Annotated in this window: 26 protein-coding genes and 1 tRNA gene; 11 read left to right on the top strand and 16 right to left on the bottom strand. The window is 38.6% G+C overall.

All coding sequences use genetic code 11. The features are described 5' to 3' along the window. Positions 1 to 5: 5 nt before the first annotated feature. Positions 6 to 1,388 carry a RagB/SusD family nutrient uptake outer membrane protein gene (locus ABT310_RS04295; protein ID WP_375325512.1) on the top strand — a complete coding sequence of 461 codons (1,383 nt, stop codon included), beginning with the start codon at positions 6 to 8 and terminating at the stop codon, positions 1,386 to 1,388. Positions 1,389 to 1,557: 169 nt separating this feature from the next. Further along, a complete protein-coding gene (locus ABT310_RS04300; protein WP_375325513.1) occupies positions 1,558 to 2,139 on the top strand; it encodes a hypothetical protein in 582 nt (193 codons plus the stop codon). A gap of 54 nt (positions 2,140 to 2,193) precedes the next feature. On the opposite strand, the gene ABT310_RS04305 is transcribed toward ABT310_RS04300, so the two are convergent. The 7 genes from ABT310_RS04305 to ABT310_RS04335 all read right to left on the bottom strand — a co-directional run bounded on the left by ABT310_RS04305 (position 2,194) and on the right by ABT310_RS04335 (position 9,965). Beyond that, a complete protein-coding gene (locus ABT310_RS04305; protein ID WP_375325514.1) occupies positions 2,194 to 4,314 on the bottom strand; it encodes a peptidylprolyl isomerase in 2,121 nt (706 codons plus the stop codon). 84 nt (positions 4,315 to 4,398) lie between these two features. Next, complete coding sequence (locus ABT310_RS04310; RefSeq protein ID WP_375325515.1) at positions 4,399 to 5,688, bottom strand: hemolysin family protein; 1,290 nt, start codon at positions 5,686 to 5,688, stop codon at positions 4,399 to 4,401. Between the two features lie 5 nt (positions 5,689 to 5,693). Then, positions 5,694 to 5,894, bottom strand: coding sequence for a hypothetical protein (locus tag ABT310_RS04315; protein WP_375325516.1), 201 nt, complete (start codon positions 5,892 to 5,894; stop codon positions 5,694 to 5,696). Beyond that, complete coding sequence (gene lptC / locus ABT310_RS04320; RefSeq protein WP_375325517.1) at positions 5,891 to 6,496, bottom strand: LPS export ABC transporter periplasmic protein LptC; 606 nt, start codon at positions 6,494 to 6,496, stop codon at positions 5,891 to 5,893. The genes ABT310_RS04315 and lptC overlap by 4 nt, the downstream gene beginning before the upstream one ends. A 1-nt stretch (position 6,497) precedes the next feature. Next, positions 6,498 to 7,868: a tetratricopeptide repeat protein gene (locus ABT310_RS04325; RefSeq protein WP_375325518.1), complete on the bottom strand. Its 1,371-nt coding sequence runs from the start codon at positions 7,866 to 7,868 to the stop codon at positions 6,498 to 6,500. 102 nt (positions 7,869 to 7,970) lie between these two features. Continuing rightward, positions 7,971 to 9,236: a hypothetical protein gene (locus tag ABT310_RS04330; RefSeq protein WP_375325519.1), complete on the bottom strand. Its 1,266-nt coding sequence runs from the start codon at positions 9,234 to 9,236 to the stop codon at positions 7,971 to 7,973. Beyond that, positions 9,237 to 9,965, bottom strand: coding sequence for a type III pantothenate kinase (locus tag ABT310_RS04335; protein WP_375325520.1), 729 nt, complete (start codon positions 9,963 to 9,965; stop codon positions 9,237 to 9,239). A gap of 100 nt (positions 9,966 to 10,065) precedes the next feature. Between ABT310_RS04335 and ABT310_RS04340 the strand changes: the two genes are divergently transcribed. After that, positions 10,066 to 10,138: transfer RNA gene (locus ABT310_RS04340), tRNA-Phe, on the top strand. 187 nt (positions 10,139 to 10,325) lie between these two features. On the opposite strand, the gene ABT310_RS04345 is transcribed toward ABT310_RS04340, so the two are convergent. The 5 genes from ABT310_RS04345 to ABT310_RS04365 all read right to left on the bottom strand — a co-directional run bounded on the left by ABT310_RS04345 (position 10,326) and on the right by ABT310_RS04365 (position 14,383). Beyond that, entirely contained in the window at positions 10,326 to 11,147 is an 822-nt protein-coding gene (locus tag ABT310_RS04345) for an alpha/beta fold hydrolase (RefSeq protein WP_375325521.1), read from the bottom strand. A gap of 773 nt (positions 11,148 to 11,920) precedes the next feature. Beyond that, positions 11,921 to 12,298, bottom strand: a complete 378-nt coding sequence (locus ABT310_RS04350) for a nuclear transport factor 2 family protein (RefSeq protein ID WP_375325522.1) — start codon at positions 12,296 to 12,298, stop codon at positions 11,921 to 11,923. A gap of 179 nt (positions 12,299 to 12,477) precedes the next feature. Then, positions 12,478 to 13,002 (bottom strand): hypothetical protein, encoded by a 525-nt coding sequence (locus ABT310_RS04355; protein ID WP_375325523.1) that lies wholly within the window; start codon positions 13,000 to 13,002, stop codon positions 12,478 to 12,480. 238 nt (positions 13,003 to 13,240) lie between these two features. After that, on the bottom strand, positions 13,241 to 13,981 hold the full coding sequence (locus ABT310_RS04360; RefSeq protein ID WP_375325524.1) for a DUF6090 family protein: 741 nt from the start codon (positions 13,979 to 13,981) through the stop codon (positions 13,241 to 13,243). Between the two features lie 168 nt (positions 13,982 to 14,149). After that, positions 14,150 to 14,383: a helix-turn-helix domain-containing protein gene (locus tag ABT310_RS04365; protein WP_375325525.1), complete on the bottom strand. Its 234-nt coding sequence runs from the start codon at positions 14,381 to 14,383 to the stop codon at positions 14,150 to 14,152. A gap of 101 nt (positions 14,384 to 14,484) precedes the next feature. On the opposite strand from ABT310_RS04365, the gene ABT310_RS04370 reads away from it, so the two are divergent. Next, positions 14,485 to 14,931: a hypothetical protein gene (locus tag ABT310_RS04370; protein WP_375325526.1), complete on the top strand. Its 447-nt coding sequence runs from the start codon at positions 14,485 to 14,487 to the stop codon at positions 14,929 to 14,931. 23 nt (positions 14,932 to 14,954) lie between these two features. Here ABT310_RS04370 and ABT310_RS04375 read toward each other — a convergent pair whose 3' ends face one another. Next, a complete protein-coding gene (locus ABT310_RS04375) occupies positions 14,955 to 16,001 on the bottom strand; it encodes a helix-turn-helix domain-containing protein (RefSeq protein ID WP_375325527.1) in 1,047 nt (348 codons plus the stop codon). A gap of 199 nt (positions 16,002 to 16,200) precedes the next feature. On the opposite strand from ABT310_RS04375, the gene ABT310_RS04380 reads away from it, so the two are divergent. From ABT310_RS04380 to ABT310_RS04405, 6 genes are all read left to right on the top strand, one after another. Beyond that, a complete protein-coding gene (locus tag ABT310_RS04380; RefSeq protein ID WP_375325528.1) occupies positions 16,201 to 16,905 on the top strand; it encodes an SOS response-associated peptidase in 705 nt (234 codons plus the stop codon). A 143-nt stretch (positions 16,906 to 17,048) separates the two neighbouring features. After that, the gene (locus tag ABT310_RS04385; protein WP_375325529.1) at positions 17,049 to 17,210 is read left to right on the top strand and encodes a DUF1328 domain-containing protein; all 162 of its coding nucleotides are present in this window, start codon (positions 17,049 to 17,051) and stop codon (positions 17,208 to 17,210) included. A 41-nt stretch (positions 17,211 to 17,251) separates the two neighbouring features. Further along, positions 17,252 to 17,491, top strand: a complete 240-nt coding sequence (locus ABT310_RS04390; protein WP_375325530.1) for a hypothetical protein — start codon at positions 17,252 to 17,254, stop codon at positions 17,489 to 17,491. A gap of 119 nt (positions 17,492 to 17,610) precedes the next feature. Continuing rightward, positions 17,611 to 19,032 (top strand): cardiolipin synthase, encoded by a 1,422-nt coding sequence (gene cls, locus ABT310_RS04395; RefSeq protein ID WP_375325531.1) that lies wholly within the window; start codon positions 17,611 to 17,613, stop codon positions 19,030 to 19,032. Positions 19,033 to 19,125: 93 nt separating this feature from the next. Next, positions 19,126 to 19,590 (top strand): hypothetical protein, encoded by a 465-nt coding sequence (locus ABT310_RS04400; protein WP_375325532.1) that lies wholly within the window; start codon positions 19,126 to 19,128, stop codon positions 19,588 to 19,590. 135 nt (positions 19,591 to 19,725) lie between these two features. After that, positions 19,726 to 20,292, top strand: a complete 567-nt coding sequence (locus tag ABT310_RS04405; protein WP_375325533.1) for a hypothetical protein — start codon at positions 19,726 to 19,728, stop codon at positions 20,290 to 20,292. Here the strand turns inward: ABT310_RS04405 and ABT310_RS04410 are convergent, their stop codons facing one another. Further along, positions 20,293 to 21,822 (bottom strand): GH3 auxin-responsive promoter family protein, encoded by a 1,530-nt coding sequence (locus tag ABT310_RS04410; protein ID WP_375325534.1) that lies wholly within the window; start codon positions 21,820 to 21,822, stop codon positions 20,293 to 20,295. A 97-nt stretch (positions 21,823 to 21,919) separates the two neighbouring features. After that, positions 21,920 to 22,234: a hypothetical protein gene (locus ABT310_RS04415; protein WP_375325535.1), complete on the bottom strand. Its 315-nt coding sequence runs from the start codon at positions 22,232 to 22,234 to the stop codon at positions 21,920 to 21,922. A gap of 277 nt (positions 22,235 to 22,511) precedes the next feature. On the opposite strand from ABT310_RS04415, the gene ABT310_RS04420 reads away from it, so the two are divergent. After that, complete coding sequence (locus tag ABT310_RS04420) at positions 22,512 to 22,739, top strand: hypothetical protein (protein ID WP_090291693.1); 228 nt, start codon at positions 22,512 to 22,514, stop codon at positions 22,737 to 22,739. Between the two features lie 465 nt (positions 22,740 to 23,204). On the opposite strand, the gene ABT310_RS04425 is transcribed toward ABT310_RS04420, so the two are convergent. Further along, complete coding sequence (locus tag ABT310_RS04425) at positions 23,205 to 25,022, bottom strand: pyruvate kinase (protein WP_375325536.1); 1,818 nt, start codon at positions 25,020 to 25,022, stop codon at positions 23,205 to 23,207. Between the last annotated feature and the right edge of the window lie 76 nt (positions 25,023 to 25,098).

Consider the following 25,098-nt stretch of genomic DNA (forward strand, 5'->3'; position numbering starts at 1 on the left):
AGAAGATGAAAACAAGAATAAATAAAATCAATATTGGACTGCTCATTTTTTCAATTATCTTATTTGGAGCATGCACAGCAGACAATCTAGAACCAACACTTTCGCAAAATAAAAGTGTTGAAGGAAGTGTGACAAAAGTAGATAATTTATATAGCATTTTAAAAGGAGTTCATAATTCCCTTACCAGTTCGGGATACTATGGTCGTGACATGATTGCGACAAACGAAGTACGCTCCGACAACTGTTTCTCCAATGGCAATTCAGGTAGATTCAGTACTCAGGGTGAGTATGCCTACAACGCCAATACTGGGTTTGTGTGGGACAATGCATACTACGTAATAGCCAATGCAAACATCATCATCAACACTGATGTAACGACTTTGGAAGGTGACCAAGCTTATGGAGAACACCTTCAAGGTGCTGCCATGATTCTTAGAGCTCTGGCTCATTTTGACTTACTTCGAGTATATGGGCAACAGCATGCTGGCGGCACCCTAGGCGTTCCTGTTGTAACTGAATTTAAGGGAGAAGATTTATTTCCAGCAAGAAATACAATTGACGAGGTTAAAACAGCCATATATACAGATTTACAAACCGCCTTTGATATGATGGATTCTAGTTTCGACACTTCAAAAACAATTGTTTCCAAGTATGTGGCAAAAGCCCTGGAAGCTCGTGTTGCCGTTTACTTTGGGGATTGGAATAGAGCTGTCTCGGCTTCCGAGTCAGTAATTAATTCCGGGCTGTATTCCATAATTGGTGCAGACTCGTATGTAAGTAGTTGGGCTGGTGATGGAGGTTCAAATGTACTTTTCGAATTGGCATTCAGTGGCGCTGACAACCAAGGATCAAATGCTTTATCATATATCTATCGTTATCCAGCTGATGAACCAGGAGGTTATGGTGATCTACAAGTTGTTAGTACAGTAATCGATTTATTTGATATCGGAGATGTTCGTGCTGATATTTTAGGATATCAAGATGGCGGAACAAGATTACGCAATATGGGCAAATATCCCGATACTGCGACTGGGTCAGACAACATCCCCTTGTTTAGGTATGAGGAAGTGATTCTGAATTACGCCGAAGCGTTATTGGAAACAGGAGGAGATGCCCTTACCCAGATTAACTTAATAACCAGTAATCGAGGAGCATTGGCTTACGCTGCGGTTAACAAAGACGATATACTAAACGAAAGGAGAAAAGAGCTAATGTTTGAAGGCTTTCGTTTTGATGATTTGGTAAGAACAGGACAAGCCATTCCATTTTGGGGTTCAACCGAAAATAACTTGGGCTCAATATCCTATCCCAACAATCTATTTGCATTTCCGATTCCAACGAGTGAAATCAATGCCAATTCCAACATGGTTCAAAATACTGGATATTAATAAATTTGTTATGTTAATTCCATAAATTAAGGCTGCATTTCTTAAATGCGGCCTTAATTATTAAAGAGACCTCTAATTCCATAAACCCAAACCCCTCATTCGTCAATTGGGAGCATATTCTTTGCGGTATTGCCTTTAAGTTTGATTACAAACTCAAAAAGCAAACGTTATGTTCCAAATCAAAAATACCTTTGCTCTCCATTACCTATTTGGTCTGCTGCTAACACAAAGCCCCATGATGTTGGCACAAACAGATTCCTTGGCAACCGTCCGTTTGGATAATTTTATGCTAGAGAATTGTAAAAGAACTTATACAGAAATTACGGCACCCGCAGTTCAAAAAATCTTAAAGCACAAAGCCTATCACATAGAACTGCAGACCCACAATTTATATGGGAATAAAACACAACGCACCAACGAGTTCATCGTAGTCGATACCGATTCCCTAGTCACCACCTTTGAAAGCATTAAAACAAACACCCAATTACCGGAGCTGACTTCATACATTGAAGACAACTTTGTTTTGAACAACCAAACTGCTCAAGAATTTGAAGCGTTTTTGGACCATATTTACCCACTCCCTGATTGGAAACCCGATAAAAGGGAATATTTTTTTAAAAATGGAAAATGGTACTTTTTACGAGACGCCTATTTTCGAACAAAACAAGGGTTTGAAATTTCTATAGATTCGACTGGAAAAATTGTAGATATCTGCTACAAAATGAAATGGGACGAACCGGAATCGCGATAAATAAAAAAGCCTCCTAATTAGGAGGCTTTTTTATGCTTTATACGTATCGGACTACTAGTAAAAAGTAGCTCTTTTATCTTCTATCTCTGCTTTATCTTTTAAAGCATTGTACACGGCTCCATTTACAGTTGCAGCTGCACTGGTTTGTAAGCTTTGTGCATAGGTACTGTAATTATCCATATCAGGAGCGGCTTCCTTATTGGTTACCTTAACCATAAATACACCTGTATTTCCTTTGATCAATCCAGAAGTTTGGTCTTGATCTAATGCAAAAGCAGTTCCTACCACCAAAGGCTCTCTACCCGAACCAGGAATGGTCGGGGACTTAATGGTCAATGCAGAGGCTGTACTAACACTTACATTGTTATCCGAGGCAATGGCATCCATAGCTTTACCTTGGTTGGCCGCCATGATTTGTTCTGCCTTTTTCTCTTTTCTAATCTCAGGTAATGCGATAAAGGAAGCATCTTCTGGAGACATTACTCCCTTTTGGTACTTTTTGGTCAACTGAACTACCGCATAACCATTGTTTACATTAAATCGTTGAATATCACCAACACTGGTTTCGTCGTTGAAAACCCACTGTACGATGCTACGTTGTGAACCAAGTCCTGGCAAGTTTTCATCCATTTCCTTGATTTTGTTAACAGGTCTTACCGTTAAGTTGCTCTCTCTGGCGATATCACCAAAATCCTCTGCTTCAGCATCCATTGAGGCCATTTCAAATTTTGTGGCATCGGTAAACAGGGTGTTGATGGTTTCTTCAGAGGGCTCAATTGCTCTGGCCAAGGTGGCCACTTGAAGAATGTCTTGTTTGTCATCTACCTTAACAATGTGGTAACCGAACTGTGTTTCAACCAAACCAATGGTTCCCACAGGATTTCCGAAACTAAAATCGTTAAATGCATCTGCCATTACACCTTCTTGGAAATATCCCAAATCTCCACCTCTTGGTGCAGACGGTCCATCTGAATTGTCTCTGGCCAAGGTGGTAAATTGAACATCCGCTTTTTTGGCTTCGGCCAACAATTCTTTGGCTTTTGCCTCGGCTTCTTCTTTGGTGCGGGTCACTGTTGGACTTACACGCTCTGCGCCCGCCCAAGCAATTAGAATATGGCTAGCTTTAACGGAACCATTGGCTTTTTTGCCCATGATTTTGGAAACCTTGTAGAAGTCACCATCCTTGTAAGGACCATAAATATCCCCTATCTCCATGGTGAACAAGGTATCTGCCGCTACAGATGGAAGATCTTTTTTGGCCTTATAAATAGTATCGTATTTGGTATCTGAATTCCTGTCCAAGAATGCAACCATGTCGGTGGTATTTTTGAAACCTTGAATAGTGTCATTGGCATCCTTAGCTTCTGAATACTCCACCACATCGTCCATAAGGGCAGTAATAGCTTCTTTTACAGCATTCTCATCTTCAGCAGATGGTTTTTCTTCGAAGTATACAAACCGAATGTCACGTGCTTTTTCTTGCTCGAACAAAGTTTTGTGATCATCAATATAGGCTTGAATATCACTTTTGGAAACTTCGATAGTACTGTCTGGAATAGAAGTGTAAGGCACACGAACATACTGAATACCTACTTTATCGTTAGCCAATTTGTAATCCAATTTACCCTCTGTCAACGTGGCTCCTACACCACCTTTGATCAAGTTGAAGTAAATATTTTCTTTGGCAGCTTGAATAATGGCTTTTTCATCTTGCAACCACGCATCGTAACGCAATGGATCGTTCGCTTTCCAATCAGCAATGGCACTACGGAAAACAGCTTCGTTAAAAAATCCATTCTCATCCAAGAAATCCGGGATTTGAGCATAACCTGAATTTTTCACAAACTCAATGATCTGATCGCTCTCCACTTCAATGCCCAAATCTTCGAACTGTTGGTTCAAAAGGGTCTTACGGATTTCTTGATCATAGATCATGTTCACCAATTGAGTGGAAGTAACGGTTGGTCCGTATCTTCTTGACGCCGTTTCTACCTGAGCTCTAAATTCGTCAATGGAAATATCTTCCCCATTTACCTCTGCAACCGAGGAGCCAACTTTTCCACCAGAAAAATTATTGCTGCTGAAAACTCCCGATATTACAAATGCGAACAACGCCAAACCAATAATAAGAATCAGAACAGTTGTTCGTTTTCTAATATTCTCTAATATTGCCATTTTACTGCTTGTTTACTTTAATTTCAGTGGGCGAAAATACCACTTTCTTTTCAAATAGGAAAGCTAAAAAAGGGGCGGAAATTATTAATCTTCAGGATGAACCTTAACACTTACCAAATCTATTTTGGTGTTTGATACCTCCAATATTTTAAAGGTAAATCCTTCTATTTCGACCTGTGTATCCTTTTCGGGAATTTCACCGGTTTGATTTACGATCAAACCTCCCAAAGTTTCATACTCCTCTCCTTCTGGAAGCTCTAATTTATAGTTCTCGTTAATGTAATCCACTTCCATACGGGCGGAAAACTTGTATTCGTATTCACCTACTTGCTCTTCATGTAGGTCGGTGGAATCGTGTTCATCTTCAATCTCACCGAAAAGTTCTTCAATAATGTCTTCTACGGTCAAAATCCCAGACGTCCCTCCATATTCATCCAAAACCACGGCCATACTTTTCCGTTTTTTGGTCAACACGTTCAAAATATCCTGAATCAACATGGTTTCTGGGACAAATTCTACAGGAAGCAAGATACTTTTAATGGTCTTGGGCTTTTTAAAAAGCTCGTAGGAGTGCACGTAGCCAATAATTTCATCGATACTATCCTTAAATATCAGAATTTTGGAGTAGCCCGTTTCAGTAAATAATTTGACGAGGTTTTTGGTGGTTTCGTTAATATCCACGGCTGTAATTTCAGTACGTGGCACCATTACTTCCCTTGCTTTTACGGTTGAAAATTCAAGCGCGTTCTGAAAAATCTGAATCTCGGAATCCACCTCGTCCTCCTCTTCCACCGTTTCCATTTGCTCCGTAATATAGTCCCCCAATTCCAATTTGGTAAAGGAAAGTTGCACCTCATCGCCTTCGGTCTTAAAAAATACGCGAAGTACAAAATCGGACACCTTGATCACAAACCAAGATATAATGGAAAATAACAGATAGAAAAAGTAGGCCGGAACCGCAAAAATCTTGATTAGGGTATTGGCGTAAATCTGAAAAAACACTTTGGGCAAAAATTCGGCGGTCAACAAAATGACCAAAGTGGAAATCACGGTTTGGGACAATAAACTAAAATCGGTGAGCAATGTATTTAAAAACTGGTATTCTGTGGGCAACAGCCCTTGAAACCAACTCATTAGCACCTCTCCCATAAATAAACCATAGACGACCAAGGCAATATTATTGCCAATAAGCATGGTTGCTATAAATTTGGATGGCTTATCGGTAAGTAAGGTAAGTACTTTGGCAAGATACCCTTCTTGTTTTTTCTCTATTTCGATGTGAATTCTATTGGCTGAGACAAAAGCAATCTCCATTCCAGAAAAGAATGCCGAAAACAATAGAGAAACAAGTATAATTATGATGGAACTATCCAATGCACTTATTGATTATCCTTTTTCCGCTGTTCAAAACGTTTGCGATATCTTCTTCTGAAGGCAAACATGGCTATCGAGACTACGGCGAAGAAGATAAAAATGTAGGTTTCCTTTGGGTTAACACTCCAGAGGGTGGCCACTTTATAAATTGAAATGGCTGCAACCGCCAAATATAGGTATTCGGTGTATCGTAAAACTTTAATCATTGGTCTTCTTCTTTAATCGTCATTAAACCGTACGTCTTATGGGCCTTAAAATAACTAAAGTCCCGGTTGAAATCCATTCCCTCACCATCCATTACGGTTCCGTCTTCTGGATTGGTGTATTTGAAAGTGGCTTCGGTAAAAACCCAATTGTTTTTTCTGTCGATGAACAATTGGTCGGTTTCCAGTTTTTTACCGTCGTGGGTTTCAATCACGACATTTCCTTGCAAATCTATTAAATTGGTTTGTGAATAAACAATACCATAATCGGCAACCACAACACTTTTTTGATTTTTATCGTCGTAGAAATCTACCCGTAGACCTTCTGGAAAGTTTTTATACTTAAAAATTTGATTATCAAAATCCTCGGACAATGGACTAGTGAGCACGGCTATGATTCTTGAATCTGCTGAATCTTGTGCCGACATGGCCTCTTTTGTTTCGGTATACGTAAGGGTAAAATTATGGGCAACGCCTTGCGGAAAAATCTGTTTCACCCTTTCCTCGCCTACTCTTTCATAATCGTCACCACAGGACATAAAAAGGATTGCCACGGTAAAAACCGTGGCAAAACATTTTAAAATATTTTTAGAAGTCCGTTTCACACTACAAACTAGGCACCTTAACGCTTCCGCCTACCCAACAAGAGAAAGTGATGGATTGACCGGCTTTCCCAGAACTAAAGATCATTTCTTTAGATGGTGCTTTTGCATCGTAGCTATTAGCTGTTTGACTAGCTGTTCCACTCAAGGAAGGGTCAACACGTCCAGCTTTTCTAGCCATTTCAGCAGCCCTCCAATAGATGGCTCTTTTCTCGAATGGCGTGCTACCACAATCGTTGGCGCTACTTGCATATAGGTTGGCAATCAACAAATAAGCTCTACCATTAGCAGGATTGGCATCAATTGCCTTAAGCGCATAGTTTCTAGCTTGTGACTTGCTGCTTCTTCTTACAGTTGTTGCAATCTTGTACAGGATGTTGGATTTCTTGTAAGAATCTGTTTCCAACTCAACCGCTTTATTGAAATCGGCAATCGCACCTTGCATATCACCAGATTTTTGTTTCAATACACCACCATACATATAGGCATCAGCCGAAGGGTCTAAAGCCAATTGGGCTTCGAACAATTTTCTAAACATTGGGTCGTCAGTACATTCTTTAGAGAACATTCTACCTACTGCACTCTTCACCCATTTTACATCTCCTTTTTTCTCCTCAAAATTCTTTTCGTACAATGGAATCAAGTTGTCACAATCCGCCAAGGCTCCCAATTTGGAGTCAACACTGGATGCAATTTTACCGTAGTTTTCAGAGTTTACCGTAGCAACCCTTAGCATTCTTTTTTCTTTGGAAGTAATGGTTCCCAATGAATCCTTTGGAAGCAATTTGGTCACCACATCGGTCAATTCTTTGTTTTCTTCGTCAATTTTTTCGGTTACCTCATCATAGGTATCGAAAACATCTTGCAAATCTTTTTTACCGGCTCCGTGCAAGTCTACCAAACTTGAGAAGTATAGGTACAATGCTTTTGGGTTTTTAAAATTGGCTTTGTCTTCATGGAAAGCTTTGTCCAACATATTAAAGATTTCTTCGTCGGAAGCCATTTTGTTATCGTACATCAACAAAGCTTTGTCAATCGCCACACCCGCTTTAGAATAGTTGGATGGGAAATATTTCAAGCTATTGTCATACAGGGAGAGCAAATCCTGGATGAAACCATCTTTGTCTGCTCCTGTTGAGTTATCTACTTTGTGAGCCAAAATTCTTTCTCCATAAGAAAAGTTGGCCTTGTTAATATCTGGGCAACTTTCGTAAACCATCTTCCATGGCTCGTATGCAGCATCGTAGTTTTTTACCTTTACGTGCTCGGCATAAATGGAAAGATTGGTCATGCACTCGGGGTTTTGTGCCTGGGCATTACTTAATCCCGTCAACATAAGGATCAATAACATTGTTAAGTAGTGTCTCTTTTTCATCTTCTTAATTTTAAAGCGGTTAAAGTACAAATTTTCATTAAAAAATCCTGAAAATGGATTGTTAATGGGTGGTTATTTATGAATTTATTAAAATAATTTCGATCAATTAATTTTTGTTTTACGAAACCATCGGTCATTTAACGATAATCCAATATTCACTTTTAGATAGCTTTCCTCAATAAGGTTGGCATCAGTTGTTCCGCGTCTGCCCAATTCAAATCCTAAGTTAAGATTTGAAAAGTTTCCGCTTACCGGTAAACCCAATCCAAAAGTTATGCCAAAGTTGTTTATCTCTTTATTATTGACCACCATTCCACTCTTATCGTAGCGTAATCCTGCTCGGTAGGTTATTCTTTTGAAATATCCGGAGAGCGATCGGTAATCTGGGACCCAGTATCCGCCCAATGCGTAAGTATTGGCATCGGTATAGGTTAAATTTTCCAAACCTAAGAACCTGTTCTCAAAATCGCTCATTTTTTGAAAGCTGTACTCCGCACCTACAAACCATTTCTTGTTTTCACCAAATCCAAGACCCAAAGTAGTCTCGGTAGGCACTTTTAATTCTGTATGCCTTAAATTATCGCGATCCAAGTTCACATCAATAGTTTCTACATCTGCACCAGTGGTTAAAGAAAAGGAACCTATGGTTTGCGAATTTTCTGAAACGAGATTGCCCTGGGTGTCTATTACCAACGAAGTGTACAGGGTATATTTGTCTTTAATGGTGGGGTTATAATTAAGGGCGTAGTTAAAATCATAACCGTTTACCCTAGATTCCCTTCGGTCAAATGTTCCAAATTGAACATTTTCAACGGTCTGCAACCGTTCATAATCAAGGGTTCCAAAATTGAAGTTAACTGTAACTCCTAGGCTCACATTTTTTATGGGCTCAAATCCAATGGATGCAAACAACCTGTTCAAACCTCCACTTCCGCTAAAACCACTATTCACTTCGGCGCCTTCACTTGTAGAAGAGATTACATTAAGACCGTAACCTACCGATGAATAGGGCATAATACCAAATCCACCTCCAACATTTTTGGCCAATGGAAAGCCAATGGCCAGATAATCCAAATTGGTCACCGACGTATTCTGCTCCTCCGTCCAACTTTTTAAACGAAATTCCTTATGGGAAATACCGGCGGTATATGCGGTTGTCAATAACTTGGAATAGGCAGCGGGATTGGTCAAGTTTACATGTATACTATCGCCATACATGCTGACCCCTCCCATCATTTGGTTGTCTACGGTTCCATTGTCCCTAGAATCACCAATACCAAAATAGGAATAAGGCGATATGGTTCCGTTTTGCGCAAACAGTCCCTGGGCAGTCACGCAAATAAATGCGATCAAAAGTTTTTTAATCATTCAGTTTGTGTTGTATTCCAGCAGGCAATTAAGCCCCTCCAAGAGAAATTTGGAGTTCGCAAATATGGTGTTTTTTAGCCTTTTGGCAAAAAAATGGGAGTCTCCGCCTGTTAAAATAACTGTTAAATCTTGAAAGCGAGACCTATATTGCTCAATAACGCCGTCAACTTCCTTGGCCACACCATTAATTACCCCACTGTGCATACAACTGGCAGTGGAATTACCAATGAAGTCCATAAAATCATCCGGTTTTAACTGTGGAAGCCCTGCTGTTTGGTTGTGCATGGCATTGTAACGCATCTGCACGCCGGGAGAAATGGCACCTCCTACGTATTCCCCAAAATTATTCACCATATCGTAGGTAATGCAGGTCCCCGAATCAATGACCAAGGTATTTCCCCTTGGATTTTGATAAAAGGCCGCGGTGGCCAGCGCCAATCGGTCCACACCCAATGTTTGGGGTGTAGCATAGCTATTTTTAAAGGGTACTTCAGAAGCACTGCTGAGTACGTGAACCTTACAGAACATGGCCACAATGTCCCTTTCCTTTCGGTTTAAAGGTCCAACAGACGAAATAATGGCCTTTCTAATTCGAGGGTAACGCTCAAAAAGTTCTTTGATCTTGGAAAGAAAAAGTCCAGACTCGGAACTTTGGTCGTAAACAAGGGTTCTGTTCTCAAAAACAGCGTATTTGACCAATGTATTCCCTATGTCGATGACAAGATTCATATTGCAAAGATCGAGAATTGGAAAAAAATCGTCGCCTTTTTTCTAGATTTTGTTTGTATATCCTAATTTTGAAATTATATTTGCACCCGCTTTAGGCGATGGTACCTTAGCTCAGTTGGTAGAGCAACGGACTGAAAATCCGTGTGTCCCTGGTTCGATTCCTGGAGGTACCACAAAAAAACCCGCAAACTTTGTTTGTGGGTTTTTTGTTTTTAGCTGCTTTTTATTCCAAATTCAGCCTACTCCCTCAGCATCTTTTTTACTGTTGTTGAACTTAATTGGGTTTAACGGTTAGTACATGCGTTGTGCGACGTTAGGAGTATTATGATCGACATGTACATTGTTATAGGTATCCTTCACTTATTCATTACTCCATTCGCCTGAAAAGAATTTGTCTACGGTTTTGAAAAAAACATCACCCCAGATAGAGCTTTTATCAATGCCACTATGTCCAAAATTTGGAATTATCCATAAATATGAATTTGGAATTGAGTTGTAAGAGTTAAGAGGTATTTCGGCTGGAAAAAACGCATCTCTATCACCATGGATTATGAAAGTCTCACATTTTATAGATGACAAGTATGGGCTTGTAAAATTCATATCTTCGAATGAATCAGCCATTTGTCTGAACTGATTAATAATATTTTTTATTTGATCTTCGCCTCGTGGATGCTGACTATTCCAGTATTTCAATTGTTCTTCTGTTGCGTTTTCATAACTGGCGTTTCTCTGGATTTCTCTGCACGATTCTGGAAAAAATGACGTAGAACCAATTAAAACCATAGATTTAATTCTTGTTGTATCCATGGTAGCCATATGCGTTAACGTCATTCCGCCAGAACTAAAACCCATTGCATTGAATTTATCAATTTTAAGCAAATTAAGTAAACCATAAATATCTTTAGCGGATTCTTTATGAGTGAATTCATTTGATGGATTCGTTGAATTTCCATGACCCCTTAAATCAGGAAGTATTATTTTATATTTTTTTGAGAAGTCTTCAATCCAACCATCCCACATTTTATGACTCATTGTAAAACCATGTAATAAAACCAACGGTTCTCCTTCACCATGGATTTCATAATATATCTTTACTCCATTGACGTCTGCATAATTATTTTCTTGCGCATGAATTTGAGCGCAACATAAAATGAATAGTAATCCAGCTATTTGATTTTTCATGTTTGAATTTATTTTGGTTGCCTACGGTTGGACTATGATTTCTTAAAGTAATAAATTTTTCAAAATAATTCATAAGCCACGCTGAATTAAAGCCAGTGTTGTAGCAAGTTTTTTTTAAGAATTCGAAATCCCACTAAAACCAATCCAGTTCCGATTGCATATAAATTCAATATAACTCTGTCCTTATTTTCGGTTCCGTGGTATTTTTTTATTCCATCGAATTTATTCATTAAAATGATGAACCCGATTGGTACTAAGAAAAGTAGAAGTAGCAAAAATTCGATTTTACTGCCGGGTAGTCCATCTATGATTAATGAATTGAAAAAATTAAATAAAAAGAAATAGAACCACCCCGTTATTAATATCCATCCTGATTTCTTTTTCAGAAAAAGTCCAATTACCAATATGATTGAAGCTATTGATGCTGTGAACATATTAGACACTTGAAGTCCATAAACAACATTTGGAAACTCAAATCGCTCTTCCCACGGGAAGATTGTGCCAAGAAATTCATCAAATGATATGAACTCCCAAATCCAAATTCCAATAGCTAGGACTAGGAGTAGGAAGTAAATCGCGAAAGTAATGTGTTTAGAAGTCAGGTTGATATTTGAAATTTACTACAACGGCTCGTATAACCGTCAGTTACGGGATTAAAGTTAATGTTTTTCGGTTAAGCACAGACGTTAGCAATTCCGAGTGGATTCGGACGTAGTCGAATCCGCCGTAATTGCGGTTATACATTGTTGGCAACTGGCTTTTTCCACTTTTTATTATATTTCAATTACGTATGATGTCATCGATTTTATTTTCGCACCTTTTGCTCCTTTAAATTTGTAAAAGTCCGAAAACGCATATTTTTTTCCGTTTTGCATTTTAATAATTCCGTTTGTTGCTCCTTCTTTTCCGTGCGATAAGATTTGGTCGATTATCAATTCTGTCGCTTTTTCGGATTTCATTTTTTCCAATTCTTCTCTGAACTTTTCTTTTCCCTCAATTTTTTTGCCACCAATTATATCCCAAACAATTTCATCAGTCACACTTTCCGTAATAAATTTTACGTTTCCTTTTGAAAAGGCAATATTGAATTCTTTTAGAAATTCCATTTTCGGTGAGTTTCCACAATTAGGGCTTGAAATTATTTTTGTCATTTTACAGGATTATTGATTTCTGACGTTTTTTCAGCTTGTTGCCAACGGTCTCGTGTATGATTAGTTGCGGACTTTTCCAACGGAAAATGTCCGCCTGACTATAAAGATAATTGATTGCAGGAAATTCATATGTTGAATTTCCGACCGCAATTAATTATACACCGTGTTGGCAAACGTTTTTATTTTTTTGGGAGGGTATCAAGTTCCTTTTCTTGGATAATTGTTGTATCCTCCTCTTCCTTTTTGTTTATAATAGTAGGTGGTGGTTTAGATTCCAAAATTTCGGTTGTAGATTCAGTTTTTCCAGCTTCGTTATTCCTTCCTGTGACTTTATTAAACAAGTCAATGCCACTATAAATTCCTCCGAACAATCCAAATGCAAAAATGTACCAAAAAGTTTTTCTTTTCCAGCCTGAGATAATAGCATCATTGTGAAGCTTTTTACGTTCAGCAATTTTGTCTTTTAGTTCTTGTTCCAATTCACTCTGTAATGCAATCAAAGTGTTTTTTCCCAATTGGGTAAGTTGGGTGTGAGAATAAGAATCAAGCATTGAGTTATTGGCAAATTCCGCATAAATTTCATTATACTTTTTCCATCCAATTTTGTGCTTTATTAATTCAAAAAACTGTTCCGAATCTAATTTTTTAGACTCATTTTCCAATTTCGTTTTTAGAAACAGGATTTTTAATTCTTTATCAGTCATAAATTGTATTCAGAGGAAATGTTTGCCAACGGTCCTGGCTATGAGTTGTTACGGTTAGCGGCGCGCATGGCTCAGAAAAAAATTTGCGGTTAGCAAATGTTGGAAGCGTTAGCGTGCGAATCAGCAGAGAAGGAGCGCTGTTTGTTTAAATTTATCGGAAGTAATTTACAACAATTGTAGGAAAAACAGTCAACTTATCTAACTGCAGTAATTACTTATAGCCATTGTTGTGCTTTCGTTATTTTTTTCTTTGTTTTAATTCATTTTTAATTTGCTCCTGTACTGCCATATTCTCTTTTATTCCTCTTTTATAAGTACTATTCATATACGAATAAAAACCAATAGCTTGTTTTAATACTTCTTGAAAATAGATGTTATTTTGTATTTCCGCTAGGTTTACGGGTTCTGCCCATCGTTGGGCTAAGTCACCCCTAAATATCGTCTTGATATTCTTATATGCTTCAGTCTCATGCAATGATTTCACATGCTCATAATCGGACCTTAAATCTTCAGTTAAGTAGAAATATTTGAAATCATACAATTCAGAAATAGCAATTCTGAGCGAATCATTATGAATGATGTCTATTCCTTTAGATTTTAGATTTTCATAAGCGACAGTTATTGGTTCAAAGTTACCTCTTCCAATTATTCTAGCATAAGACCATTTTAATGAATCAGTTAAGGGTGTTCTCTGTTCTAAATGCTCCAACACGTCTCTGTTGAGTTTGGTTTTATCATTATTATACGTAATCTTTGAGTTAAGGTTAATGATATCTTTTTCAAGGTTTACTAGAATTTCACTTAAAATATTCGTTTCAATTTTGTGTTCTATTCTGTTGTTATTCCAATTATTGATTTGAAGTGCAATCAGAATCCCTATAACAACGAGAAAGATTTCTCCAATTGCATAAATAAGATACTTATTGAATTTGTTTTCAATGAGAAATTTTTCCCTGATTTTTCGAAAGAATTTGATCACAAGCGGTTAGTTTCGCTAAAGATATGATATTTAATTAATTGGGTATTGGAAATAATGAAGCACAACTTGTTTATATGGATGTAAAATACATCTATATACCCCCAAATTAAGAATAAAACCGATGATTGGCGTTGTTTTTTACTTCAGCAAGAAATGGGGTGATGGTTGCTAATCATCAAAACCTTCGGCAAAAAATTCAGTAATGCTTAAGTTAAAATAAGTAGTAATTCTTTTAATGGTACTGAACTTTGGATCCCACTTACCAGTTTCTATGCGTCCAAAATGGATTCCCGTATCATTGTAGGCATCTTCTTGGGTAAGATTTCTAGCTTCCCTCAAGCCCTTAATCCTATTGGCTAAGTCTTTCAAAAAGTCAACATTTTGGTCGTCGTTATCCATCATACGACAGCAATGTCAAAATTTTGGATGTTGAAATTAATGACACAAACGTCATTTTGTGTATTTTTACAAAATCCCAAAATCTAATCATCCAGCCATCCACCATGCAATCAATTCCCATTTCTTCCATTTTCACCAACTTCTTAAACCAAAACACCCAAACCCAAATGCAGATCACCTTTGCCTCCCTCCAAATCCTAAACTTTAAAAGCAGGCAATTTCTTAACCAAATGCAAAGGCGAGGGTGTCGCATCATCCTCCATAAACTTCCAGAAAAACATCTGGCGGAAATGTCAGTGTTGGATAATCCAGTATTTAGTTTCTCCTTTCAATTTTCAATACCAAACAACACGGTGTTCCATGACGGTAAAATGCAGTCCCTGCCCCGACCCCTAGATCAAGGCAGGTATTATTTGGACGAAGAAAAACTAGTGCTATCCTATTTTATTGATGCACCAGACCCTTTACTTTGTGTAGAGGTAACCCATGTGTATACGGGCATACTTCGTCTGGAACCATTTTACACACCACTATATGGTGAAAACCTTTAAAAATGGGCTAAATATTAGATTTTTTAGGCATTTTGTCCCGCCATGGCGGCTTCCCGTTTGCTATTTTTAAACTCACTTGGGCTTATACCGTATTTCTCCTTGAAGATTTTGGAAAAATAACTTCTACTGGTAAAACCGATGGAATACACCACCTCGGATATGTTCATTTCGGAATTGGCGATAAGGTCGCGGGCCACCTCCAACCGCGTATTCCGAATATATTCCGTTACCGTATTATTGTACAGCAATTTAAATCCTTCCTGAAGCTTTGCTTGGGTCAGCCCTGTTTCCGCAGCGATTTCTTCCAACGTAAAATCCTTTGCAATGTGTTTTTCCAACTTTTTGGCAAAATTGCGCACCTGTTTCAGCTCTCTTTTTAATAAGGTGGTGGCAGGCCTCTTATTCTTGATCTCTTTGTTATGCTGCATCATGTGCATGGACAAAATTTGATAAACCATGCCTTCCATCTGCATAATTCGGATCATCCCCTCAGATTCAATTTTGTTCATGTTGGCCATTACATCGGCTATCTTAAGATTGTACGACCCGAAATAAGCAAAAACATTTTCATGATCGGTATCCATAAACACCCGATAAAGCTCCTTGTTCAAGTTTTCTCCCTGATTTAATCTTTTACGTAAAAATTGCTTGCGCCTAACTTGAATGATACTGATATTGAGCTTTACATCTTTTGGAAAATAACGGTCCGAAATTCCACCATCCCGATTGGTTAAAATAGCGGAATGGTATTGTTCCATAAATTGAATCTCATCTTCGGGCTGGTAGCCGAACTTATGTCCGCAATACCCATCCAAGCAGTAGTAAAAACTTATGGGATTATATTTGGAAGTATCTACCTCGATAAACACCTCATCATAAAAAACAATATCCAATAAAAGTAAGCTGCCACCCCACCCAAATGTAATGAACCTTATGCTTCCTTTAGCCATTTTATTATCTACCTCCAGCACATGCTCGCCCCATCGCTCAGAAATTTCTCCTCCAAGAATATTTTGGAGTTGCTCCACCGATTCAGCAGTGTCTTGGGCATCGACTTTAATCTTGATCATAGAGGTTTGAGGTTCAGGTTGTAGTTAAATTCATATTTGCAGTCTTATAAAGATAGAATTTGTTCGATTCCAAACAACCTAAAAATGTGCTTTTGGCAAGAATTGAACATTAAAATTCGAAAAGCATCACGATTAATAGCATTTGGGTCAATACAATTTGCACCGATCTACGTACTTGGGTAACATAAATTAAAGTATCATGATTTACAAACTTTCCAATGCTGCTGATCGCGAAATGATTGAGGAGGAGTTTGGACTTTCTTTTAGATATCCAAATTTATACAGACCTAACCCCATCATTAACGGATTTAATGAAACGAATTTAAGTGTGGTGACCATGGCAGACCATTCAGAAATCACCTTTGCCATTTGGGGATTGATGCCCCAAAATTTTAAAGAAGAATGGGCCGAATTCCAAGATAAGGCCAATACGCTGAATGTACCTGTTCAAGATCTGGAACAAATCAATTGGATGAAGGATTCCTTCTCCCAGAGACGTTGCTTGATCGTTGTAACCGGATTTTACACCCATCTTATCCAACAAGGCAAAACCCATAATTTTTATTTGCATCAACCCTCGGGCAAACCATTTTATTTAGCGGGCACCTATAATATTTTGGAAGATGGATTCCGTTGTGCCGCTTTAATTACACATAAAATGGACGGCTTCATCTCAAATTATCACGATTTGAGTCATTTGGCCCCCATTATCATTCCAAAAAACCAAGCAGAAACTTGGTTGTCTAAATCCACGAGTTACAATACATTGAAAAAGCTTTTGGAAGCACCCAAGACCTTAAAATTGAAAGCGGAACGCCTTTCCAGCGATTTTTTTGAGCATTTTATGGCCGACCAACACATCCCATCTACGCAGAAGTTTGAACGGCCAATAAGCAATTCGTAACAGGAATTTGGAGTAATCCCCACGAATTTTAGCTTATGAGTCAATGTTAAACTTGAAAGCGACAAGGTCCTAGCCAAAATTAATGCAAATTTGTATTGTGCTGATTAAGAGATAGTCAGACAATAATTTAAAACACTACCATTATGTTACGTTGGACAGTCACTTTCATTATTTTGGCCATTGTGGCCGGTATTTTCGGATTTGGTGGAATTTCTGCCGGTGCTGCAAGTATCGCTAAAATCCTATTCTTCGTATTTATCGTTTTATTCATCATTTCATTGATTACCGGTAAAAAGAAAATCTAAGAACGAAACAAAAAACTATCATTAACCTAAAACACACAAATATGAGAAAGACACTAAGTATATTGATGCTCTTCATGGCGATGGGAATGACCTTGAGCATGACGAGCTGTAGAGAAACCAAAGAAGACAAGGCTGAAGAAGCCATTGAAGATGTAAAAGACGGTCTTGAAGAAGCTGGAGACGACATTGAAGATGCGGCAGAAGATGTAGGAGATAAAATTGAGGACGCAGCAGACGATGTGGAGGATGAAATTGAAAAGGCCACTGATACGATTTCATAAACACTGAAACACCATTTGATAAAAACTCTGGTACAACCTACCGGAGTTTTTTTATTTGAAACCTATTGAGTTACCCGATTGATGCGTAAATTAGAAAATGGTTTAAACACTCAGCTTTTTTGAACACAACACTGACCATATTATATATCCTTACCTCGGTATGGGCCATTGGCGCCATAATTTACCACGGCAGGCGACCATCCCGTTCCTTAAGTTGGATCATGCTGATACTGATCTTGCCCATTTTGGGCGCATTGCTGTACTATCTATTTGGCATGAACCGGAGAAAGTTCAAATTCTTTAATACGCGAGATTTTGAACGAAAGAAAAAATACAATTACCCCCTAAAATCATTAGATCAACCTTATTGGGTAGATTTTGAATCGGACCCACGGAAGAAAAGATTGAACGACCTGATCAAAAAGAGTTCTAAAACCAAAGCCACGGAGGGCAACAAGATTACCGTACTGCAAGATGGAGGCGAAACCTTCAACACCCTTTTTGAGGCAATGGAAGAAGCCAAAGAGTTCATCCACCTCCAATATTATATATTGGAACGAGGGGATTTACTCGACAAAATGATTGACCTCTTTAAACGCAAAATCAACGAAGGGGTCGAAATTCGAATAATTTACGATTCGCTGGGAAGCTATCACCTGAGAGGCCGACCACGAAAGCATTTTCAGGATATTGGGGTGAAAATTTATCCGATCATGCCCATCCGATTAAAAAACCTCTTGTTTTCACTCAACTTTCGCAACCACCGAAAAATTGTGATCATAGATAATCAAGTAGCATTTACTGGAGGTGTGAATATTTCCGATAAATATATAAAAGGACGAAATGAACTTGGAAAATGGAAAGACATCCATTTAAAGCTCGAAGGCCCCATTGTGAACGATCTACATTTGGTGTTTCTGAAGGATTATTTTTTCGCCAGTAAACGGGATGATTTTCCCATTGAGGAATATTTGTTCAAACAGGAGCAAAAAGGAACCGCTACGGCTCAAGTGGTGGCAGGAGGACCCGACTCCAAGTACCCAGCCATTTTACAACAGTATTTGGGCATGATGAACGAGGCCCAAAACTACATTTATATTGCCAACCCCTATTTTGTTCCTGGAGAAGCCTTTCTTCAAAACCTAAAAATAAGAGCATTGCAAGGTGTAGAAATTACTTTGTTGGTTCCTAAAAAATCCGATTCCAAAATGGCCAAGTTCGCCATGTTCTCCCAATTTGAAGAACTTTTGGAAGTAGGGGTTAAAATTTACCTGCGGGACGACTTTTCCCATAGCAAGATCATGATTGTGGATGGGGACCTGACCTCCATTGGTTCTGGAAATTTTGATGTACGGAGTTTTGAGCTCAATTACGAGACCAACATTTTGATCTATGATGAAAAAATCACCGAAGAAGTACTACAAGAGTACAAACTACAGTGTGAAAGAGCACATTTGCTCCGATTGCAAGATTTTAAGGATAGAACCTTGACGCAGCGTTTTTTAGAAGGTCTCTTTAAATTCTTCCGCCCCTTACTTTAACAACTCTTTAATCGGTTTTGCATCAACCTTTGATTGAAATGAGACAAGCCCGATGACAGTCCCGCCCTAAATTTGTCAACAAATACAACTATCATGAAAAATTTAATTTTAGTTCTTTTTTTAGTAGTAGGGACAGCAGTGAGTGCCCAAAGCATTTCTAAAAACGCACTGGGTATTCGAGTGGGTGACAATGACGGATTTGGAGGTGAAATCTCCTATCAACGTTACTTAAAAGAAAATAACCGATTGGAATTCGATCTTGGATGGAGGGATTCCAATAACGTAGAAGCCTTTAAATTGGTTGGTCTGTACCAATGGGTAATGCCCATAGACGGCGGGTTTCACTGGTACGTAGGTGCTGGTGGTGGTGTCGGTTCTTTTGATGCAGGCGAAAACGATGGTGCCTTTGCCCTTATTGCAGGTGACATTGGTATCGAATACGACTTTGAAATCCCACTGCTCATTTCGTTGGATATGAGACCCGAAATTGGATTTAACGATAACTATTCCGATGATCTAGATCTGGATATCGCGCTTGGTATTAGATATCAGTTCTAAAACAGCTCGAAAACTAACTGGAAAAGGGCAAATTAAATTTGCCCTTTTTTTCAATTCATAAACTTTAATGTGTTGAAAAAACGATTAAAACTTATCATTCTATTTTCTGTATTGTTTATAACCTTAACCCTTTTTATGTCTGAACCAAATGCTACCATACCAAAACCCATAAAAATTGAGGCCGAATTGGCTTTAATGCATTTCCCGGAGCTCAAAAACACCCCCATCGAATTTAAATTCAAGAAAAACATTAAAAAATCGGTCATGTTGGCCCAACCCGCTTGGACCGATATTTTCAAATCCAAAAAAAAGCGCGGTTACAAAATATTGATCAGTGAGAATTTTAAAATTTCAGGAAAGAAGTTCAGAACCGTTGAAGTTCCTTCGGAGGTATTGATTGGATGGATAGGCCATGAATTGGGCCATATTATGGATTACAAACAACGAAATGGACTAAACCTAATTGCATTTGGCCTTGGCTATATGTTCTCGGATAGTTTTGTTAGAAAAGCGGAACGTACTGCAGATTCCTTCGCAGTTTCCCGAGGCATGTCGGACTATATTCTAAAAACGAAGAATTTTATTCTGGGGAATTCGGAAATTCAGGATTCCTACAAAGCCAGAATCAAAAAATATTACCTATCCCCCGATGAAATTTTAGACATGGTAAAGGAGCAAGACTCTCTAAATACTGCAGATTGATCAAGCTTCTTGCGAAACAAAAGCTTCCCATTCTGCAAACTTTTCCTCTCCCATTACGCGCTCCATTTTAACCTGACCTCCCTTTTTCTTGTTCGCCCCACTCCAGTCCGCAAAAATATTTTGAGGTACCAGTTGCACTTTTACACCCTCCAATGCTTTGCCTCGGGCCACTTTGTAATTTTTATTGGCCTCCTTTAAAAAATCATCCAAAATTTGCGCCGCTTCTTCTCCAGCAACACTTTTTTCTGAATCAGAGCCCAAATACCATGAATGATAAAAACCATCATCAAATCGTTTGGCGCAAAGGGTGTACTCCGGAATTTTAATATCCAAGGTCTCTTCCAAATGCTTCACGGCATCATTCAATTTGTTTACCGAAAGCTGTGATCCCACGGTGTTCAAAAAGAATTTGGTCCGCCCCGTGATTTTAATCTCTGCTTTTTCCACATCGGTAAAAGCAATGGTATCGCCAATAATGTAGCGCCAAGCTCCTGTAACCGTTGAGATGATCAACACATAATCTTCATCCTCTTCAACTTGGTCCAGTATTAGGGATGGGGCATTATCGGTTAAAGAACCATCCTGGTTTACATACTCCGGTTTAAAGGGAACAAACTCAAAATACACCCCATTATCGGTCACCAACTTCATGGATGTGGTTTCTGGACGGCTCTGAAAGGCCAAAAAGCCTTCGGAAGCCAAATAGGTGTCTATAATTTGAATAGGTTTGCCCATTAAGGCATTGAAACTTTTTTCGTAAGGATCAAAAGCCACGCCACCCGAAGTATAGACCTGCAGGTTGGGCCAAATGTCATGGATGTGGTCTACCTTATGGTACTCGATTACTTTTTTAAGCATCAACTCCATCCACGAAGGTATACCGCTTAAGGCTCCAATATCCCATTGTTTAGCATGTTTGGCAATAGATTCCACGCGTTCGTCCCAATCATCGATTTGGGCAATCTCGTCTCCAGGTTTGTAGTATTTTTTAAACCAAAAAGGAATGTTACTTGCACTAATACCGCTAATTTCTCCTTCCTTATGGCCATCACGTTCTTTTAAATCGGTTGAACTCCCGAGCATCATGATCTCCTTTTCAAAAAAATCGGCTGGCATGTCAAAATTGCTCAATGCAAAGATTTGTTTTTTACCGGCACGTTTAATGGAGTTGACCATGGCTGAAGTAACAGGTATTCTTTTGGATTTTTTCCCTGTGGTCCCGGAACTTAATGCAAAAAAATCCGGGCTGCCAGGCCATGTGACATCGGGTTCCCCGTCGATGGTTTTTTGCCACCACTCTTTTGAAATTTTATTGTAATCGTGATATGGAATTGCTTCAGAAAAGGATTTTTGCATATCGTCGGACTCCAAAATCGATTCAAAATTATAGTGCTGTCCAAATTGGGTGTTCTTGGCGGTTTCCAAGAGTTCCTTCAACACTTTTTTCTGCTCTTCGATGGGATTTTCATCGCCGCTAAGTGTATCTTTTGCCTCGATGATGCCCTTTATGATGTTTCCAATAATTGCCATGATAGTGTGTTTTGATTTTGTACAATCAAAATTACCCTAACGGCATGGGACCGATTTACTCATTTGGATTTAAGATTGACTGAAATACGAATTGAACCTACCCTATAAAAGAAATGGCAGCCAAGGCCTTACTTTTAATTTTTGGCGTATGCTCCATGGACGTTTTTTGAAACGGCTGGACCAAGTTTTTGGATATTTTGGAAAGTAAGGGTTCCGGCGTGTCTTCATTAACCGAAACATGTCCATTTTCTGTATTGATCTCCAAAGTGATCAGGGAAAGATAATCCATCAAATGTTCCGCCTCAGCAATCATAATCCTGATAACTTGCAAGCGAACCGCATATTCCAAATCTAAAGATTGAACGTACGCCAATCGTTTTTTGGAGGTTGATGATTTCCAAATGATCTTCACGAATCCAGTTTTTCACAAAAATAATCGAATCAACGATTAATTTACATTTAGATAACAATTATTTTACATTGAAAAATATACGATCTTTAGTTTATTTTAAGAAAAACAGGCACTGATATCGACCTAGTACCTTGCCAGTAGTGCTTTTATAAACCATTATCTCCTTTGAGGTCAACTTCTTAATGTTTTCATAAATATGAAAATCAAATGGCACTATAGTTAGAAAATATCAAACTAACTCTTATATTTAGCCAATTCAGAATAATTTTAAACAAAAATGACTCAAGAGTTACTACAACAGGCGGAAGAATTTGAAAAAAGGCCGATGAGCCACATGTCCACCAGTGACAGGGTTGAGGCTTCCAGAGAGGCTAAAAGTTTAATTCTTTCCCTAAACGAGATATACAAGCGTACCAAGGATTCCAAATTAATGGAAACCATGAAGAGCCTTACAGAAAAAAAGCGCAAGATTGAAAAGCGTTTAAAAGGTACTCCCTTGGTATAAACATTTATTAAAAATACTTTTAAAGGGTGTTTGGTTGTCAATTCCAAACACCCTTTCTTTTTTTTGTTATCACCAAAGATTTAACTTAATACCTTGACAACGTGATACTTATTTATAAAATCGTTACCAGCTAGGCTTTTTGGAGCAAATACCATTTATATAAACAATAATACCAGTTATGTAGATTTTCTTACAACGAATAAAATTTAGGTTTGTAGCGGTTAAGATTTGAATAATTTCGGTACTCCAATTCAATCTGAACACGAACAGAAAACACTCGAAAAATGAACACTATTGAATCTAAACTAGGATACCTTTTTTGGTATTTTGCATTTGCGTTATCCGTATATGCTCTGGTCAGCAGCGTATACCAATATCTTTATTAAACTATACTAAACACTACCACAGAATTCCTATAGTTAATAATGTCTCTCTTTAAGGGCGCCCAATGGGTGCCCTTTCCTTTTAATCCCATTTCATTATGGGCAGCATCACCTCTTTTTTATCGTGTGAATTTTCACTGTTCAAAAGCACCTCGTGTAAAAAAGAAATGGCTTTGTTAATATAGGGTCCTTTATTTAGCATTACACATTCGGCCTGAACAGAAGAAGTAATATCTGTTATTTCAGATCTTGAAGGCAATCCCTTCTTGGCCAAACCTTCCAAAACCTGGGTGGCCCAAACCACCGGAATGTGTGCAGCACTGCAAAAAGAAAGTATACCCTCCTGTACCATTCCCATATTTTTCCAACCCACCTCCAAGGCCAAATCACCCCTTGCAATCATAACACCCAAGTGTTTTCGCTGCATGGCCGTTAAGAGTATCCCAATCAAGTTTTTATAGGCCGATTGTGTCTCTATTTTTAATATGATACCCAGTTCAGGTTTTGCTTTTAATTGGTCCAACTCCTTTAAAATACCTCTCACATCCTCTTCGGTGTTTACGTAGGAAACATTTACGATATCGGCATGTTGCACTACAAATTTTAAATCTTCTCGATCCTTATCGGTCAATCCAGAAATGCCCAGATCCAAAGATGGAAGATTAATACCTTTCTCAGCCTTAAGCAGAGCCCCGCCTTCCTTGGCCCTGGTAATCCTAACATCAAACGTTCCATGGTCCAGCCCTTCTACTTCACCAGATATTTTTCCATCATCGAACAATATTCGATCTCCCATTTTCACTTTTTCCACAATTTGAGAAGGAATACAGCTGATTACACCCGGCTCCAACAAATTTCCTTTGGTATCGAATTTTGGCAAACTGGATGCGCCCACCTCACCTGTTACAACAATTGTATCTCCCGCTCTCACCAAAATGGATTGTTCCACTTTGGGTAGCTCCAAGATTTTAGTCTTTTGCAATTCTTTATTCTTTGGTTTCAAGACGGTTCCTGTTTCCAGATAAATGGACTTGGGACTTTCCACTAAAACACCATCGTTCAAAAGTTTCACCACCTTTAGTTTATGGGATTTTCCTCTAAAATCTTTGGTTTTCATCGCATCCCCAACCTGCAATTGCCCCAACCATGTTTCATCCACAGGAACTTCAAGAGGTTCCAACACACTTTTAGCATTGGATACAAGCTTAAAAATAGCCGGCCTTTTCTCTCCATTTTGGTCCTTTGGAGCTTTAAACCGTTTTACTTTTGGCCCCATCACAATATCACCCGTTCTGATTTTTGGTCCAGAGAGATCCATGGCCACTTTAACCTTGGTCCGGCATTCATGTTCAGCCTTTCTCACATTTTCAATTATGCGCTTCCAAATCCCAGAATCGTCATGTGCGCAATTTATACGGGCACAATCCATCCCATTTTTAACCATTTCCAAAACCAAATCATAATTGGTTGCCGCCTCCGAAGGCTGGGTTACCATAATTCGAACTCGCCTTTTATTTTCATTATCACCAAAAAGACAATCGGTGTGTTTTTGTAATAGTTTTTTTCCTTCTCCGATATGCAGGTAATCACTCTCTACTGTTTTGGGTAGATCGCCAAGCAAACTATGTACAATCTCTTTAAGGTTAAGGAGACTCCCCAGTATATTTCCTTCCGAATTCGCCAACCGCGTTAATCCCAAATGTTTGAGCTCTTTTTGCATACTTCGAGCATCAAAACTTCGAAACGCGGCATAATGTGACAAGTTTTTGGCGCTAGGTGCATAACTGGGGCATACCTCTTCCAATAAGGCATGATTCTTTAGATTCTCTTTTTGAATCAGACCAATTACCTCATCAATTCGCAATGAAATAGTTTGAAGTTGTTCTTTCTGAATCCCCATGTGATCAGGTTAAACCACAAATATCGGCATTGGACTTTTTCAAAATGCTGACATTCATCAGTCTATAATTTTTTAG

This window comes from Flagellimonas cixiensis (assembly GCF_042134615.1).
GTDB lineage: Bacteria > Bacteroidota > Bacteroidia > Flavobacteriales > Flavobacteriaceae > Flagellimonas > Flagellimonas cixiensis.

What these genes read in the sequence shown, in the direction of transcription:
- ABT310_RS04375 (WP_375325527.1), bottom strand. Translation starts at nt 16,001, where the DNA reads ATGATCAAGATTAAAGTCGATGCCCAAGACACTGCTGAATCGGTGGAG.
- ABT310_RS04325 (WP_375325518.1), bottom strand. Translation starts at nt 7,868, where the DNA reads ATGAAAAAGAGACACTACTTAACAATGTTATTGATCCTTATGTTGACG.
- ABT310_RS04335 (WP_375325520.1), bottom strand. Translation starts at nt 9,965, where the DNA reads ATGAATCTTGTCATCGACATAGGGAATACATTGGTCAAATACGCTGTT.
- ABT310_RS04370 (WP_375325526.1), top strand. Translation starts at nt 14,485, where the DNA reads ATGCAATCAATTCCCATTTCTTCCATTTTCACCAACTTCTTAAACCAA.
- ABT310_RS04355 (WP_375325523.1), bottom strand. Translation starts at nt 13,002, where the DNA reads ATGACTGATAAAGAATTAAAAATCCTGTTTCTAAAAACGAAATTGGAA.
- ABT310_RS04295 (WP_375325512.1), top strand. Translation starts at nt 6, where the DNA reads ATGAAAACAAGAATAAATAAAATCAATATTGGACTGCTCATTTTTTCA.
- ABT310_RS04345 (WP_375325521.1), bottom strand. Translation starts at nt 11,147, where the DNA reads ATGAAAAATCAAATAGCTGGATTACTATTCATTTTATGTTGCGCTCAA.
- ABT310_RS04315 (WP_375325516.1), bottom strand. Translation starts at nt 5,894, where the DNA reads ATGATTAAAGTTTTACGATACACCGAATACCTATATTTGGCGGTTGCA.
- ABT310_RS04330 (WP_375325519.1), bottom strand. Translation starts at nt 9,236, where the DNA reads ATGATTAAAAAACTTTTGATCGCATTTATTTGCGTGACTGCCCAGGGA.
- ABT310_RS04390 (WP_375325530.1), top strand. Translation starts at nt 17,252, where the DNA reads ATGAGAAAGACACTAAGTATATTGATGCTCTTCATGGCGATGGGAATG.
- ABT310_RS04420 (WP_090291693.1), top strand. Translation starts at nt 22,512, where the DNA reads ATGACTCAAGAGTTACTACAACAGGCGGAAGAATTTGAAAAAAGGCCG.
- ABT310_RS04350 (WP_375325522.1), bottom strand. Translation starts at nt 12,298, where the DNA reads ATGACAAAAATAATTTCAAGCCCTAATTGTGGAAACTCACCGAAAATG.
- ABT310_RS04410 (WP_375325534.1), bottom strand. Translation starts at nt 21,822, where the DNA reads ATGGCAATTATTGGAAACATCATAAAGGGCATCATCGAGGCAAAAGAT.
- ABT310_RS04405 (WP_375325533.1), top strand. Translation starts at nt 19,726, where the DNA reads ATGTCTGAACCAAATGCTACCATACCAAAACCCATAAAAATTGAGGCC.
- ABT310_RS04365 (WP_375325525.1), bottom strand. Translation starts at nt 14,383, where the DNA reads ATGATGGATAACGACGACCAAAATGTTGACTTTTTGAAAGACTTAGCC.
- ABT310_RS04400 (WP_375325532.1), top strand. Translation starts at nt 19,126, where the DNA reads ATGAAAAATTTAATTTTAGTTCTTTTTTTAGTAGTAGGGACAGCAGTG.
- ABT310_RS04425 (WP_375325536.1), bottom strand. Translation starts at nt 25,022, where the DNA reads ATGGGGATTCAGAAAGAACAACTTCAAACTATTTCATTGCGAATTGAT.
- ABT310_RS04300 (WP_375325513.1), top strand. Translation starts at nt 1,558, where the DNA reads ATGTTCCAAATCAAAAATACCTTTGCTCTCCATTACCTATTTGGTCTG.
- ABT310_RS04305 (WP_375325514.1), bottom strand. Translation starts at nt 4,314, where the DNA reads ATGGCAATATTAGAGAATATTAGAAAACGAACAACTGTTCTGATTCTT.
- ABT310_RS04380 (WP_375325528.1), top strand. Translation starts at nt 16,201, where the DNA reads ATGATTTACAAACTTTCCAATGCTGCTGATCGCGAAATGATTGAGGAG.
- ABT310_RS04385 (WP_375325529.1), top strand. Translation starts at nt 17,049, where the DNA reads ATGTTACGTTGGACAGTCACTTTCATTATTTTGGCCATTGTGGCCGGT.